The organism is Carnobacterium sp. (assembly GCF_045617425.1).
GTDB lineage: Bacteria > Bacillota > Bacilli > Lactobacillales > Carnobacteriaceae > Carnobacterium_B.
Genome location: NZ_JAZLIO010000021.1, coordinates 42,232 through 56,549 on the forward strand (window position 1 = coordinate 42,232; position 14,318 = coordinate 56,549).

General features: G+C 35.0%; 12 protein-coding genes. 5 read left to right on the forward strand and 7 right to left on the reverse strand.

All coding sequences use genetic code 11. The features are described from left to right. Positions 1-25: 25 nt before the first annotated feature. Positions 26-571, reverse strand: coding sequence for a DNA-3-methyladenine glycosylase I (locus tag ACKI3H_RS10845; RefSeq protein WP_407372256.1), 546 nt, complete (start codon positions 569-571; stop codon positions 26-28). A 129-nt stretch (positions 572-700) separates the two neighbouring features. Here ACKI3H_RS10845 and ACKI3H_RS10850 point away from each other — a divergent pair, with 129 nt between their 5' ends. Together ACKI3H_RS10850 and ACKI3H_RS10855 are read left to right on the forward strand one after the other, a co-directional pair. After that, positions 701-1,666 carry a rhodanese-related sulfurtransferase gene (locus tag ACKI3H_RS10850; RefSeq protein WP_407372257.1) on the forward strand — a complete coding sequence of 322 codons (966 nt, stop codon included), beginning with the start codon at positions 701-703 and terminating at the stop codon, positions 1,664-1,666. 277 nt (positions 1,667-1,943) lie between these two features. Beyond that, on the forward strand, positions 1,944-3,173 hold the full coding sequence (locus ACKI3H_RS10855; protein ID WP_407372258.1) for a hypothetical protein: 1,230 nt from the start codon (positions 1,944-1,946) through the stop codon (positions 3,171-3,173). 142 nt (positions 3,174-3,315) lie between these two features. On the opposite strand, the gene ACKI3H_RS10860 is transcribed toward ACKI3H_RS10855, so the two are convergent. Genes ACKI3H_RS10860 through ACKI3H_RS10870 form a run of 3 tightly spaced genes read right to left on the reverse strand, consistent with a single transcriptional unit; the run spans position 3,316 to position 6,022 of the window. Further along, positions 3,316-4,119: an ABC transporter ATP-binding protein gene (locus ACKI3H_RS10860; RefSeq protein WP_407372259.1), complete on the reverse strand. Its 804-nt coding sequence runs from the start codon at positions 4,117-4,119 to the stop codon at positions 3,316-3,318. Beyond that, the gene (locus tag ACKI3H_RS10865) at positions 4,116-5,015 is read right to left on the reverse strand and encodes an ABC transporter permease (protein WP_407372260.1); all 900 of its coding nucleotides are present in this window, start codon (positions 5,013-5,015) and stop codon (positions 4,116-4,118) included. Before ACKI3H_RS10865 ends, ACKI3H_RS10860 begins: the two co-directional genes overlap by 4 nt. A gap of 26 nt (positions 5,016-5,041) precedes the next feature. Continuing rightward, entirely contained in the window at positions 5,042-6,022 is a 981-nt protein-coding gene (locus ACKI3H_RS10870) for an ABC transporter substrate binding protein (protein ID WP_407372261.1), read from the reverse strand. 576 nt (positions 6,023-6,598) lie between these two features. Here ACKI3H_RS10870 and ACKI3H_RS10875 point away from each other — a divergent pair. Then, positions 6,599-9,445: a transglycosylase domain-containing protein gene (locus ACKI3H_RS10875; protein WP_407372262.1), complete on the forward strand. Its 2,847-nt coding sequence runs from the start codon at positions 6,599-6,601 to the stop codon at positions 9,443-9,445. A 30-nt stretch (positions 9,446-9,475) separates the two neighbouring features. Here the strand turns inward: ACKI3H_RS10875 and ccpA are convergent, their stop codons facing one another. Further along, on the reverse strand, positions 9,476-10,486 hold the full coding sequence (gene ccpA, locus ACKI3H_RS10880; RefSeq protein ID WP_407372263.1) for a catabolite control protein A: 1,011 nt from the start codon (positions 10,484-10,486) through the stop codon (positions 9,476-9,478). A 230-nt stretch (positions 10,487-10,716) separates the two neighbouring features. On the opposite strand from ccpA, the gene ACKI3H_RS10885 reads away from it, so the two are divergent. Further along, complete coding sequence (locus ACKI3H_RS10885) at positions 10,717-11,811, forward strand: M24 family metallopeptidase (RefSeq protein ID WP_407372264.1); 1,095 nt, start codon at positions 10,717-10,719, stop codon at positions 11,809-11,811. Positions 11,812-11,890: 79 nt separating this feature from the next. Here the strand turns inward: ACKI3H_RS10885 and ACKI3H_RS10890 are convergent, their stop codons facing one another. Both ACKI3H_RS10890 and ACKI3H_RS10895 read right to left on the reverse strand, forming a co-directional pair. Continuing rightward, the gene (locus ACKI3H_RS10890; RefSeq protein WP_407372265.1) at positions 11,891-12,562 is read right to left on the reverse strand and encodes a YtxH domain-containing protein; all 672 of its coding nucleotides are present in this window, start codon (positions 12,560-12,562) and stop codon (positions 11,891-11,893) included. Between the two features lie 53 nt (positions 12,563-12,615). Then, a complete protein-coding gene (locus ACKI3H_RS10895; RefSeq protein ID WP_407372266.1) occupies positions 12,616-13,050 on the reverse strand; it encodes a DUF948 domain-containing protein in 435 nt (144 codons plus the stop codon). 347 nt (positions 13,051-13,397) lie between these two features. On the opposite strand from ACKI3H_RS10895, the gene ACKI3H_RS10900 reads away from it, so the two are divergent. Further along, positions 13,398-14,315, forward strand: coding sequence for a mechanosensitive ion channel family protein (locus ACKI3H_RS10900; protein ID WP_407372267.1), 918 nt, complete (start codon positions 13,398-13,400; stop codon positions 14,313-14,315). The last annotated feature ends 3 nt before the right edge of the window (positions 14,316-14,318 follow it).

Genomic DNA, 14,318 nt, shown 5'->3' on the forward strand with positions numbered 1-14,318 from the left:
AACTGTGTGTCAAATAAAACGTCTTTCATTTAAATGAACAATTATCGCTATGATCATTTACTAAACCTGCCGCTTCCATAAATGCGTAACACGTGACTGGCCCAACAAATGAAAATCCTCTCTTTTTCATATCTTTAGATAAACTAGTGGATAGTTCATTTTTAGCTGGTAGTTGTTCGAAGTTGTTAAAGTGATTTACAATTGGTTCTCCTTCTACAAATGACCAAATGTATTGATCAAATGAGTTGTATTCTTGCTTTACCTTTAAAAAAGCTTTTGCATTTTTAATGATAGAAGCTATCTTTAATTTATTTCTGATGATCCCAGGATTGGAAAGCAATTCTTCTATCTTATTTTGATCATAATGACTAATTTTTTCTGGATCAAATCCATCTAATGCTTCACGGTAATTCTCTCTTTTAGCTAAAATAGTAGACCAACTTAATCCTGCTTGCATTGTTTCTAGAATTAGCAGTTCAAATAGAGCTTGATCATCGTGCAGAGGTTTTCCCCACTCGTCATCATGATATTTCTTCATTAAATCTGTTGTTGCCCAACTGCACCTTTCCATTAAAACACATCCTTTTTTTTGAGGTATTGATTTCTATTATTTTATTAGTGTATAATGTATTGTTAGTATAGATTAACTTTCAGGTAGTCCGTCTACCTAGTGTTATGAATCAAATTAGGAGGATTTACTATGTCTAAAGATTACCGTGTTTTACTTTACTATAAATATGTTCATATCAAAAATCCAGAAGAATATACCGCAAAACATTTGGCCTTTTGTAAAGAAGTTGATTTAAAAGGAAGAATTTTAATTGCTGAAGAAGGTATAAACGGTACTATTGCAGGTACTTATGACCAAACACAACAATACATTGATGAGATGCATGCCGATTCTCGTTTTTCAGACCTAGTTTTTAAGGTAGATGAAGAAGAACGTGCTCCTTTCAAAAAAATGTTTGTACGTCTACGCCCCGAATTGGTATCTCTAAACTTAGAAGATGACATCGACCCTAATGAAGTAACCGGTGAATACCTAGACCCTGAGGAATTCCGCGAAGCTATTCTTGATGAAAATACCATTGTCATCGATGCTCGTAATGATTATGAGTACGATTTGGGTCATTTTAGAGGTGCAGTACGCCCTGAAATCAGAACCTTTAGAGAGTTGCCTCAATGGATCCGTGACAATAAAGAACAATTTATGGATAAACGAGTGGTAACTTACTGTACAGGTGGAATCCGCTGTGAGAAATTTTCTGGTTGGTTAGTTAAAGAAGGTTTTAAAGACGTTGGACAACTCCATGGAGGAATCGCTACTTATGGAAAAGATCCTGAAGTTCAAGGCGACTTATGGGATGGTCAAATGTACGTATTTGATGAACGCATAAGTGTTCCTGTTAATCAAAAAGAACATGTAGTTGTTGGTCGTGACTGGTTTGATGGCACCCCATGTGAACGTTACGTGAACTGTGCAAATCCAGCATGTAACCGTCAAATTTTATCTTCGGAAGAAAATGAACACAAGTATTTACGTGGATGCTGCCATGACTGCCGTGTAGCGCCAGCAAACTTGTATGTAAAACGCAACAGCTTAAGCCAAGAAGATGTTGCCGAACGTCTAGCTGTTATTGGAGAAAAACTTCCTTTATCTATCTAATAAATATTTTTTTAAACTTCATTACTCGCAAAAGAAGGTAGAGATTGCGCTAACGCATCCTCTACCTTCTTTTTACATTTAAGGAGAAATGCAAAGCAGCAATAGTTTTTAATAGACTCTATAAGTAATGGTTAATAGACACATTTAGTTGTATCGCTTAGACTAAAATTGTAAACGTTTACTATTTCGAACTGCAATGATGATAAGTTAGTCTAATAAATAGAGCTAGTGAAGTTCCTTGGTGAGTGACGCATCTCTTATAATAAAGGAGAAACAAATGGAAAAATATGTTATGAAAAAAAGGTTTGGACATCCTGTTTTGAGCGGTTTAGCTACAGTGGCTTTTTTACTAGTCTTTGCCTCAATAGCTTGGATCACATGGTCGTTGGTTTGGAAACAAATTTTCTTATTCATTGGCGGGAACGCTGTTAGTAGTTTGTCTTCAGGAGTACAAGGTCATTTTTTGAAAGAGGCTGTCGAGGGAACTTTCTTTTGGATGGTTATTGGTACTTGGGTTTGGTTCAGTTTAAACATGGGAAATTATGGGAAATATACTAAATCAATGAAGCAACCTATAGTTGGAATTCGCTACACATTGCTAGCTTTCTTAGCCGGTCTATTAGGTTTTGTCGCTTTTGTTTCTTTGATGGGTCTTTGGTGGGAACCGTTCAATTGGCAAATTTTATTCAGACCAGGCAGTGAGCAAGAAGGTTTACTCGCTATTAAAGGCTGGGCTGCTACAAACTTTTTTGCTTTAACGGTCATCTTAGCTCAAATACCTTTAGTTAGTTTATTTGGAAAATACCCGTTTAGTAAGCTCAGTCACGAACCACGTGTCATTGCAATAGGAACACTCTCTTTAGGGTTATTTTTAGCAATATTGAGCTGGGTAGTGTTTATTTTACCTAGTTTTATGACGTTTGAAATAGATGGAACAGCTGTTACAGGGACTCCATTCGGAGACTGGTCAACCGCATTGGCTTGGTGCCAATTATTTATCTTCTTCTTTTTATTGCCAGCAGAAGGTGCAGAAGGTTATCCACAAAAATTTATTACTACAAAACAACCTTGGTCAGGGTTTGTTGGTTTGGGCATAGCATTAGTTGGAGCTTTTACTTTTTTACCATTATTGAGAACCTTGTTAACACCTCTAGCAAATTCGTTAGGGCTCGTACCAGATATGGCGGTAGCTTCAGGTACATTAACAATCATTAATGTCTTATTGACTTGGCACCACCACTTTGACGATTACCCATCAAAAGAAGTGATGCCCTCAACTGTTGGCCGTATAATGATTCAATTAGTAATTGTGTTGATTATCGGTTCAGTTCTAGGAATCTTGTGGTTAACGACCACGTTAGAACTGTCTCCGTTTGGTGCAAATGATTTAAGTTTAGGTCATCCTATGTTGGGCATCTTAGGCGGACAATTCGTCTATATGATGCCTATGTTATTTATGAATACGTTCTTTGATAAATGGCCATTAGCTAAAAGTGTAAAAGAATAGAATACGAGCATCAGATAAAAATTTTCGCTGGGTCTGCTTTTAGTGCTACTTAAGAATAATTATTCGAATCGAAAAACGAGATTAGGGCTTTATCCTAACCTCGTTTTTTTATTGTTTATTAAAGAGGTGAACTAGGATATATTTACCCTAATATCAATGCATCTTCTGTAACCGTGTCCCCACTATTCTTTTGAAACAAAGCTAATAAGTCTGGTACAGTTAAACGATTCTTTTCTTCCCCAGAAACATCTACTACTATCTTCCCATTATGAAGCATGATTAATCTTGTTCCATGAGCAATCGCATCTTCCATATTATGAGTAATCATCATCGCAGTCAATTTTTTTTCGTGGACAATTTTATCTGTTAACTTCAACACCATTTTACTAGTCTTAGGGTCAAGTGCTGCTGTATGTTCATCCAATAAAAGTAATTTTGGTGGAATAATTGTCGCCATCAGCAATGTCAAAGCTTGTCTTTGTCCACCAGATAATAATCCCACTTCCATTTTCAATCTGTCTTCTAATCCTAATTCCAAAAATTTTAATTGCTCTTTGAAAATTTCACGTTGCTTATCTTTTACACCAAGTGTTAACCCTCTTTTTTTCCCTCTTTTAAAAGCTACCGCTAAATTTTCTTCGATTGTCAGTCGTGTCGCTGTTCCCATCTTTGTGTCTTGAAAAACTCGTCCAATATCTCTTGCTCTTTCGTTGGTTCTTTTGTTGGTAGCATCTTTTCCGTCCAATAAAATAACACCTTCATCTACTACATAGGTTCCAGCTACACTATTTAATAATGTTGATTTACCAGCACCATTTCCTCCGATAATCGTAACAAATTCTTTTTCCTCAATCGTCAAATCTATTCCTTTTAATACATGGTTCTCATTGACCGTGCCCACTTCAAAACTTTTATGGATATTTCTTAATTCCAAAATTGCTGTCATACTAACTCTGCTCCCTTCTTACCAACTCTTTTAATCCTTCTTGGTTTCTTTTTCAATAAAGGAGTGGAAAGAGCAATTGCTAGTACAATGGCTGAAAATAATTTGATATCTTGAGGTTCTACTCCTAATTGCAATACGAAATCAATAATTAGGCGGTAAACAACTGCACCAATCACAATAGTGATCAATCGTTTGGCAAAAGACAACCGCTGGAAAATAACTTCACCAATGATGATAGACGCTAATCCAATGACGATCGTCCCGATCCCCATGCTGATATCTGCATAACCGTTGTTTTGGGCAATCAATGCACCTGATAGAGCGATCAATCCGTTACACAACATGTACCCTAAAATTTTCATTGTATCTGTATGAATCCCATTCGCTTCACTCATAGCTTCATTATCTCCAGTAGAACGCAATGCCAATCCTATTTCAGTACTAAAAAATAAATAAAGGACTAAAATAACTAAAACAATTGCTCCCCCGCCAACGATTAAAACAGCCATACGATTTTCTAAGCCAAACGATTGTAACGTGCGCATCAATGTATCTTGGCCCAACAAAGTAACATTCGCTTTGCCTAATATCCTTAAGTTAATAGAGTATAAAGCAGTCATCGTTAAAATCCCGGTCAGTAACGCAGGAATTTTAAGTTTCGTATGCAATAACCCGGATACGATTCCTGCTAGCATTCCCCCTACCAATGCCAACAGACTAGCTAACAATGGTGAGATTCCTGAAACAATGGATACCGAGCAAATTGCTGCACCCAAGGGGAAACTTCCCTCTGCAGTTAAGTCTGCAATGTCTAAAATTCTAAATGTAAGATAAACTCCAATCGCCATAATCGACCATAAAAGTCCTTGCGAAATACTTGATAATATAATATCCATGCTCATGCTCCTTTATGTTTTACCCTTTAGTCAGGTAGTACGATACTTTCAGGGTCAATACCTAATGATTTTGCCACTTCTTCATTAATAACCAATTCTAAATTAGTAGATGTTTCCACTGCCATTTCTGCTGGATCTGCATCGTCTTCAATAATTTTAAGAGCCATTTTTGCTGTTTGACGTCCAAGTTCTTCATAATTGATTCCATAAGTCGCTAAACCCCCAGCTTCTACCATTTCCGAAGATCCTGGAACAACAGGCAATTTGTACTCTAAAGCAATTTCGCCAACTGTTGGCATTGTACTGGCTAGCGTGTTATCTGTTGGAATGTATACAGCATCAACTTCTTGAGCCAACGTTGTCATGACTTGTTGTACATCATTTGTAGTTGTGACTGTCAATACTTTCACTTCTACTCCTTCTGCCTCAATTGCCTCTTGTGCTAGATCAGCCTGGATTTTTGAATTTGCTTCACTGGAATTGTAAATAATTCCGATCGTATCAGCATCTTGCGCTAAAGACAATAGTAACGAAATTTGTTCTTCAATTGGAACCATATCGCTTGTTCCTGTTACATTCCCACCTGGAGCTTCATTATCAGCAACTAATCCCGCATCTACTGGATCTGTAACTGCAGTAAATAAAATTGAATCTTCTTGGGTAGTTGTTGCAAGTGACTGTGCAGCAGGTGTTGCGATAGATAAGATAACTTCATTGTCTCCAACTAAGCTTTCACTCATACTTTGCAAATTCGCTTGGTCTCCTTGAGCATTCTGATAGTTTAACGTCAAATTTTCTCCCTCGACGTATCCTGCTTCTTCTAACTCACTAACGAATCCTTTTCTTGCTTGCGTTAAAGAATCATGTTCCATATACTGCAAAATCCCAACATTTATCATTTCTGAATCTGCACTTTCACTTGTGTTTCCACATGCTCCTAATACTAAACCTGCAGTAACTGTTGCTAAACCTAAAATAACTTTTTTCTTCATTCCAATTGTTCTCATCTTTATATCCCCCTTATTTTTTAAACCTCTATGATTACATAAAACAAAAAACACCCACTTAGAGATATCCTTATCTAAGTGGGTGCTTACTTTATGTAAAAATAAACGGTAAGTTATTTAATCCACCACTTAGATAAACTCTACGTGGCAAATATTCAGCAAAACAAACTGCTTCAGCCATCATAGATACAAACATTTCTGTTTCCTGTTTGCACCCATAACGAATTATGTCTACAAACAGCTTCTAAAATAGCTAAAGTAATATGTATTCAATTGTGTTTGGTTGATTAAATGATTGTCCATACTAATCCCTCACAATAGTTAGATTTGTTTTTATAAGTATAAAAAATACAATGAGAAAAGTCAACAACTAAATTAGATTTCTTTCATTGAAAAATCATCTTACTCTTACTTCAATCTGTTATTCACTCTTTTTTCGCTTTTAAAACATACTTTTTTTAAAATTGATTAAATTTCTACTATATTTCTTCAAAAATTGCTCTTTCTCCTTTCTTTTTGTTATAATAAGCCAAGTAATTAGAGAACGAAAATATAATTTTACGAGGTGAACTAAATTTGAATAGTCCACAAAATACTAATGAATCATCATTTCTAGAGAAAATCAAAGCATTTATTCTAAAATTGGTACAATTCATGAAGAAACAATGGATCTCTTTCAAAACGAAACATTTTAATCAACAAAATCACTCAGCTTCCACACCAAAATCAACTACTAAAGATACTAAGTCAACGGATTCTCCAAAAAGGGAACAAGCTAAAAAGGAAGACCAAAAACCTACATTAGCTAAATTTTTATTTGGGTTCAATGTCGGCTATAGTGTAATTAAAAATTTAATTATTACGTTGGTCGTTGTCTTATTGATTGGTGGTGCCCTTATCGGTGGAGCTGGAGCGGGATACTTTGCTTACCTTGTTTCAGGTGAAAAAATCCCCACATATGAAGAAATGAAAGCTGACATTGAAAATGTATCAGCAACTTCTTCAATGTATTACGCTACTGGAGAAAAAATCAGTGACTTAAAAACAGATTTAAAACGATCTGAAATTCCATTAAGTGAAATGTCTCCTTTAGTCCAAGAAGCCCTTATTGCTACAGAAGATGAATACTTTTATAAACACTCTGGTGTGGTTCCGAAAGCGGTCGTTCGAGCATTGGCACAAGAAGTAACAGGCGCCAGTACAACTTCTGGTGGATCAACACTCACACAACAACTGGTTAAACAGCAGATTTTAACAAATGAAGTCTCTTTTAAACGAAAAGCAAATGAAATTTTATTAGCTTTCCGTATTGAAAATTATTTTTCAAAAGAAGAGATTTTAGAAAACTATTTAAATATCTCACCTTTTGGTAGAAATAATAAAGGCCAAAACATTGCTGGTTTAAACGAAGCCTCATTAGGAATATTTGGAGTGAATCCTATCGATCTGACTCTACCACAAGCAGCCTTTCTTGCTGGTCTTCCTCAAAATCCAATTGTTTACAGTCCTTATTCTCAAGTAGGGGCTCTTAAGGAAGATTTATCTGCAGGTATGAGCCGTAAAGATGAAGTTTTGTTCAGAATGTACCGTGAAAACTACATTACTAAAGAAGAATATGATAATGCTCTAGCTTATGATTTGTCACAAGACTTTTTACCTCAAGAAGCAGATGTTAAAGATAGTACGGATTATGTTTACAACTTTGTAGAACAACAAGCCAGACAGATTATCATGGAACAGTTATATACTGCAGATGGTTATTCAGCTGAAGATCTTTCTAATGACCAAGAACTGAATGACGTTTATTACAATCAAGCAGACCAAGATTTACGAATGAAAGGTTATACAATTTACTCAACTATTGATAAAGGCGTTTACGAAGCTATGAATAACGTCGTTGATCAGTATGCAAATCCTGAAATTACTTATGATGAAAATAGCAATCCAACCATTAACAATTCAAGTGATCTAGGAACTGTAAAAGTGATTGATTATATTGATGAAAAAACCAAAGAAACTAAAACACTTGTTGAGCCGGTTCAAAATGGAGCAGTGTTAAGAGACAATGCTACTGGACGAATTATTTCCTTTATTGGTGGCGTCGATTATGAGTTGACTCAAGTTAATCATGCTTACCAATCTCCTCGTTCTCCTGGTTCAACAATTAAGCCTTTATTAACTTTTGCTCCAGCATTGGAAGAAGGCATTATTACACCGGCTTCGATGCTTTTTGAGAGTACTGCTAAAGTACCAAGTTGGGAAAATGGTTCTTTAGGCGTTCATGAAATTACCAATGTTGGAAATGTTACTCCAAATAAATGGACAGATGTCCGTTCAGGTCTTTCTCAATCAAGCAACATTGTAACAACTAAAATTTATCAACAAATGAAAGATACGTATAATTTGGAAGAAAAACTTGAATCTTATATGCACAAGATGGGATTTGGCTCTGATGTCATTACGACAGAAGAATATCAAGGAGTTTATTATGCTCTTCCTATTGGTGGAATATCTAAAGGAACAACCGTCTTAGATCAAACAGATGGCTTCTCTACTTTGGCAAATAAAGGGAACTACACTGAAGGTTATATCATTGATAAAATTGAGGATGCTGCTGGAGAGATTGTTTACCAACATGAAGTAAAACCTGTTGAAGTATTCAGCGCTGAAACAGCTTATCTTACAACTGATATTTTACGTGATGTATTAGACACCGGCACGGCTAAAGACGTAAAAGGTCAATTGAATTTCCAAGCTGATATTGCAGGTAAAACTGGAACGTCAGATGGCCAAAAAGATATTTGGTTTATCGGCTACACTCCTCAAGTTACTCTGAGTTCTTGGATCGGATACGATAATGCTGTGGATACACCTATTAATGATTTATCTAACTCTGGTTCAGAAAGTCCAAGTTTAAGAAACAAAAGACACTGGGCTCGATTGATGAATGCAATCTATAATGCTAATCCTACTGTTTTGGGCACGGATCAAGCTTTCCAACAACCAGATGGTGTTGTAGAGGCTAAAGTTCTAGCTTCTACAGGAATGATGCCAGGAAAAGTAAAATTAGCGAATGGAAAAGAGGTTACGATTTCTGGTGCTACAAAAACAGAACTCTTTAATAAAAAGTTCCTTCCCAAAACAACCACTTACAACTTTGCTCTTGCTGCTTCTGAAAAAGAATTAGGAGATTATTGGAACAAAGCTTCTAAATCAGCAAGCGAAGAAGCTGCTAAGAAAGCTAAAGCTGATGAAGAAAAAAAGAACGCAGAAGCGAAAAAAGCGAAAACTGAAGAAGATAAGAAAAAAGCTGATGCTACAAAAGCTGAAGAAGTGAAAGCTAAAGAGAAGATAGAAAACGAGAAAAAATTACAAGAAGCTGCTAAGAAAGCTAAAGCTGATGAAGAAAAAAAGAATGAATAAAAAAAAGGCATCGGTTTCCGATGCCTTTTTTTATACTTCTTTAGTTGTCCCTCTATTTGCAATATGATGTGGTAAAATAATTGTTTTTTCATCTACATCTTCTTTGTTCATCAACTTAGTTAACAAACGCATAGCTACAGCACCAATATCGTATAAAGGTTGAGTAATCGTACTCAATTTCGGTCTTACCATTTCAGATAACTTAGAATTGTTTGCAGTAACTACTTCGAATTCCTCTGGTATCTTGATAGAGTGATCTAGAGCTCCATTCATGATTCCTACAGCAATTTCGTCATCACCAGCAAATACTGCAGTAGCACCTGCTTCAGCTAATTTACTATATACTTCTTCTCCAGCAGTAAATGTGTAAGCTGTTTCAAAAACTAAACTTTCATCATAAGCAATACCAGCATTTTCTAACGCTGTTTTATACCCTTTTAAGCGATAAACCCCATTAATTGGTTCTTGTGTTATTGATCCTGATACAAAAGCGATACGCTCGTGTCCGCTAGCAATCAATTGGTCAATCGTTTGTTCTGTTGCAGCTTCATAATCAATATTTACGCTACCCATTTGCTCATCAGGATCTACTGTTCCTGCCAAAACTACAGGTGTTTTCGAACGTGAAAATTCTGCTCTTAATTCATCAGAAATTTTATGTCCCATATAAATAATTCCATCCACTTGTTTAGCTAAAAGTGTGTTTAATACTTGAACTTCTTTTATATCATTTTGATCAGAGTTCGCTAAGATAATGTTGTATTTATACATTGTTGCTATATCGTCAATTCCTCTAGCTAAAGAAGAAAAGTATAAATTCGTAACATCGGGAATAATTACTCCCACAGTTGTTGTCTTTTTACTTGCTAATCCACGTGCAACAGCATTTGGACGGTAGTCTAGACGATCAATAACTTCTAATACTTTTTTTCGAGTAGTTGGCTTTACGTTTGGGTTGCCATTTACAACACGTGAAACAGTTGCCATAGAAACGTTCGCTTCTCTTGCAACATCATAAATAGTGATGGTTTGTTTTTCCATAATCAATCTCCTTCGAATAATTAGATTCGCTTACTTATTACATACTACCAATTTAGCAAACTTATGGCACTAATGCAAGCGTTTCAATTCCATTTTCATGAAAATTTCATTTTATTTCTTTCATTGAGTAAATTTAGACAATTTTCTATTTTTCACCTTTTTTTAAGAAAATCAAGATCAATAGTGCTACAATTATAATCATTCAGTTAGTTGAAAGTGAGGATAAAAGTATGAATAAACAACTTAATGCATTACAACTATGGTTAGCCGAACAAAATATAGATGGAGCGTTTATTAATGAGCCTAATACAATAGCTTATTTAAGTGGATATGAAAGTGAACCGCATGAGCGTATCTTAGCTCTGGCAGTTTTTGCTAAGGGCGAACCTTTTCTCTTCACACCCGAACTCGAAAAAGAGGATGCTATAAAAAGTGATTGGACACATAATGTTTATGGTTATTTAGACAATGAAGACCCATGGGCACTTATTGCCAAACACTTGCAATCTCATAGCAGCAATCTTAGTAAAATAGCTATAGAAAAAGATTTTTTAACTGTTGGACGCTTTGAGAAGTTACAATTCTTTTTTCAAACTGCTTCTTTCTTAGATATAACACCAAAAATACAGACAATGAAGTTAATCAAAACGCCTGATGAAATTAAAAAAATGATGGAAGCCGGTAAATGGGCTGATAGAGCTTTAGAAATTGGTTTCAACGCAATAAAAGAAGACGTATCTGAAGAAGAAATTGTTGCAGAAATCGAATACCAATTAAAAAAAGAAGGCATAAAAGAAATGAGCTTCGAGACAATGGTCTTGACTGGAGATAACGCTGCTAGTCCACATGGTGTTCCCGGGAAAAGAAAAGTCCAGTTAAATGAGTTTATTTTATTTGATTTAGGCGTTGTATACAACGGATACACTAGTGATGTTACGCGAACTATTGCTTTTGGAAAACCCTCAAAACAAGCAAAAGAAATCTATGCTATCGTTTTACAGGCTTGTAACGCTGCTTTGAATGCAATAAAACCTGGTATAACAGCTGGGGAATTAGATAAAATTGCTCGGGATATCATTACAGATGCTGGTTATGGATCTTATTTCACACATCGATTGGGGCATGGATTAGGAAGTTCCGTACATGAGTTTCCATCTATTATGCAAGATAATGATTTTGTGATTCAAGAAGGTATGTGTTTCTCAATAGAACCTGGTATTTATGTACCAGGTTTAGCTGGAGTCCGCATTGAAGATTGTGTAGTAGTTACAAAAAATGGTTGCGAAGTATTTACTCACACTCCAAAAACGTACACTTCTATTTAACTACTTTGTTAACCTACTACTAAAAATATAAATAAAAAAGCAGTGAAGCTTATCGCTCCACTGCTTTTACTGACTAGAATTAGATGCCCACATTTGTATTTGTTGTTTTGTGCTCATCTTTTTTCCCATTTTCTGTAGTCTGTTCTGTACTAATATTTGAAGTTGAATAATCAGGACCTTCTGCAGCTTTTTCTTGATCATAAGCATAGTCCATTGTATTTCTTTCAACTTCTTCTTTCAAAGATTCGTTATCATATTTTAGATTAGCCGAAACATCTGTTGCTTCTTCTTTACTATCTTTTGCATATGATTTAACTTCTTCTGTTGTATCTTTTGCTTTTGATTTTACATCTCCTGCTGCTTCAGTAGCAGTAGTTTTAGCCTCTTGTGCTACATCTGTTACTGTTGATTTAGTATCTTTAGCTACATCTGTTGCAGAATCTTTAAGATCACTTAAGCCGTCACCAACATCTTTTGAAGCACGAGTTAACTGATCTTTCATTTGAGAAGCTGACTCTTTCAAGCTAATTTTAATATCTTCAGAAGCATCTTTCGCAACAGTTTTCATTTCTTTACCTTTTTCTTTTGCAATATCAACATATTCTTTTGCTGAACCTTTAGCATTAGTTGTTTGTTGATTTAAATCTTCACGTAATTCTTTACCTGATTTAGGGGCATACAACAATGCTGTAATTCCTGCAGCTGCAGCTCCTACGATTGCTCCTAAAAGAAATCCACCTTTTTTAGTCATATATACTTCTCTCCTTTTCTCTATTCACTATAATGTTTAATTTTAATTAGTGCTTATTCATTTACTTTTTTATCTTTGCGTTTTTTATTCATATTTACTGCCGTTTTACCGACTTTAGTTACCACACCTGTTTGAGCTGTTTTCTTTGTAGCTCCTGCAACATGGGTAGTTAAGTTACGAGTAGAATCATTTAAACTTGAAACAGTCGTTCCTAGATCACCAATAGCTCTGAATAATGGATCAGTTTTACTTAACTTTCCATTGACATCATCTAATGTAGTATTGGATTTGTTTAGTAATCCCTCAACTTCAATCAGAAGACTATCCGCATCTTTTGTAAGAACTCCTATGGTTTTATTCGCTTCATTAACCGTTTTTTGGACTTCTCCAATTACCTTAGAAACTTTCAACAATACGATAATTAAAAACACGACTAATGCTGCAAATGCTACAGCAGCTATCAGAGCTGCAATTTCTCCACCTGTCATATGAACTCCTCACTTCCTTCTATTTTCTTATTTTTCAGATAAAATAGATTTGTTTTACAAACTACTTCAATTAAAAAAAGCTAGTTTATCAACAAATTTTCCATCTTTAAATAAAGTATCTTATACAAGTATAGAATACCACTATTTATTTTTTACATCAAATAATATGAAACCGAATACTTTTATTATTTTTTCTCTCTTATTTAATTTTTCTTTTAATTCAAAAGCTATAAAAAAATTTAGAATTTTCTTAATAGAGATGTGACTATAATTTTATCCTTTTATTTGTTACTATAGGTAAGAAGCATTTTAATAGAAATTAGTTTATTTAAAGGAGTATTTAGTTTATGGATAGCAGTATTATGGATAATAGCAGCCAGCTAGATAGTTCAATCGCAGTTGACGTAGTTGATACTATTACAGAACAAACCAATATTTTTTCGGAATTTTGGACTTCAATTGATTGGGCCAAAATTATTTCTATGGTGACAGCAAGCATCATTCAAATTGTCTTTTTCACCATTTTCTTTTATCTTATAAAAGTAATCGGAAATTTTTTTATTGAACGAACATTTGAAAATTACCGTAAGAAAAAGGATATCTCAACAAATCGTTTAAACACACTCTATAACTTGACAAAAAATTTATTTCAATCTTTTGTAGGCTTTTTCTTATTCTATGCCATTCTTTCAGCTATTGGTATTCCTGTTGGTACACTATTGGCAGGTGCTGGGGTCATCGGTTTAGCATTATCTCTAGGAGCGCAAGGTTTTGTCAGCGATATTGTAAATGGCTTTTTCCTTCTATTGGAGAAGCAAATTGATGTTGGTGATGTTGTAAACTTAGAAACCGTTTCTGGTACAGTAGTTGATGTAAATTTAAAAACAACTAAGGTGAAAAGCTTTGATGGTACTATGAATTTTGTACCTAATCGTTACATCACGATTGTAAGCAATAAATCACGCGAAGATATGCGTGCTCAAATTGATATTCGCCTTTTACCAGATACCGATATAGATAAAGTAAATATGATAATAGCTGAGGTGAATGATACCCTTGTGCCACAGTATCCAGATATTACTGAACCTCCAGATAGTCTAGGTTTAATTAACTTAGGAAATGGTAATTACGGAATACGAATTGTGATATTCGCTTTACATGGACATGAATTTGAAATCCAAAACGCTTTTTCTCAAGCGTATGTTACCGCGTTGACAAAAAAAGGGATTGAAATCCCTGTAAATCCACTTAACGTTATACATTAGCCA

Coding starts and splice junctions, on each gene's coding strand:
- ACKI3H_RS10845 (WP_407372256.1), bottom strand. CDS start 571: ATGGAAAGGTGCAGTTGGGCAACAACAGATTTAATGAAGAAATATCAT.
- ACKI3H_RS10850 (WP_407372257.1), top strand. CDS start 701: ATGTCTAAAGATTACCGTGTTTTACTTTACTATAAATATGTTCATATC.
- ACKI3H_RS10855 (WP_407372258.1), top strand. CDS start 1,944: ATGGAAAAATATGTTATGAAAAAAAGGTTTGGACATCCTGTTTTGAGC.
- ACKI3H_RS10860 (WP_407372259.1), bottom strand. CDS start 4,119: ATGACAGCAATTTTGGAATTAAGAAATATCCATAAAAGTTTTGAAGTG.
- ACKI3H_RS10865 (WP_407372260.1), bottom strand. CDS start 5,015: ATGGATATTATATTATCAAGTATTTCGCAAGGACTTTTATGGTCGATT.
- ACKI3H_RS10870 (WP_407372261.1), bottom strand. CDS start 6,022: ATGAGAACAATTGGAATGAAGAAAAAAGTTATTTTAGGTTTAGCAACA.
- ccpA (WP_407372263.1), bottom strand. CDS start 10,486: ATGGAAAAACAAACCATCACTATTTATGATGTTGCAAGAGAAGCGAAC.
- ACKI3H_RS10885 (WP_407372264.1), top strand. CDS start 10,717: ATGAATAAACAACTTAATGCATTACAACTATGGTTAGCCGAACAAAAT.
- ACKI3H_RS10890 (WP_407372265.1), bottom strand. CDS start 12,562: ATGACTAAAAAAGGTGGATTTCTTTTAGGAGCAATCGTAGGAGCTGCA.
- ACKI3H_RS10895 (WP_407372266.1), bottom strand. CDS start 13,050: ATGACAGGTGGAGAAATTGCAGCTCTGATAGCTGCTGTAGCATTTGCA.
- ACKI3H_RS10900 (WP_407372267.1), top strand. CDS start 13,398: ATGGATAGCAGTATTATGGATAATAGCAGCCAGCTAGATAGTTCAATC.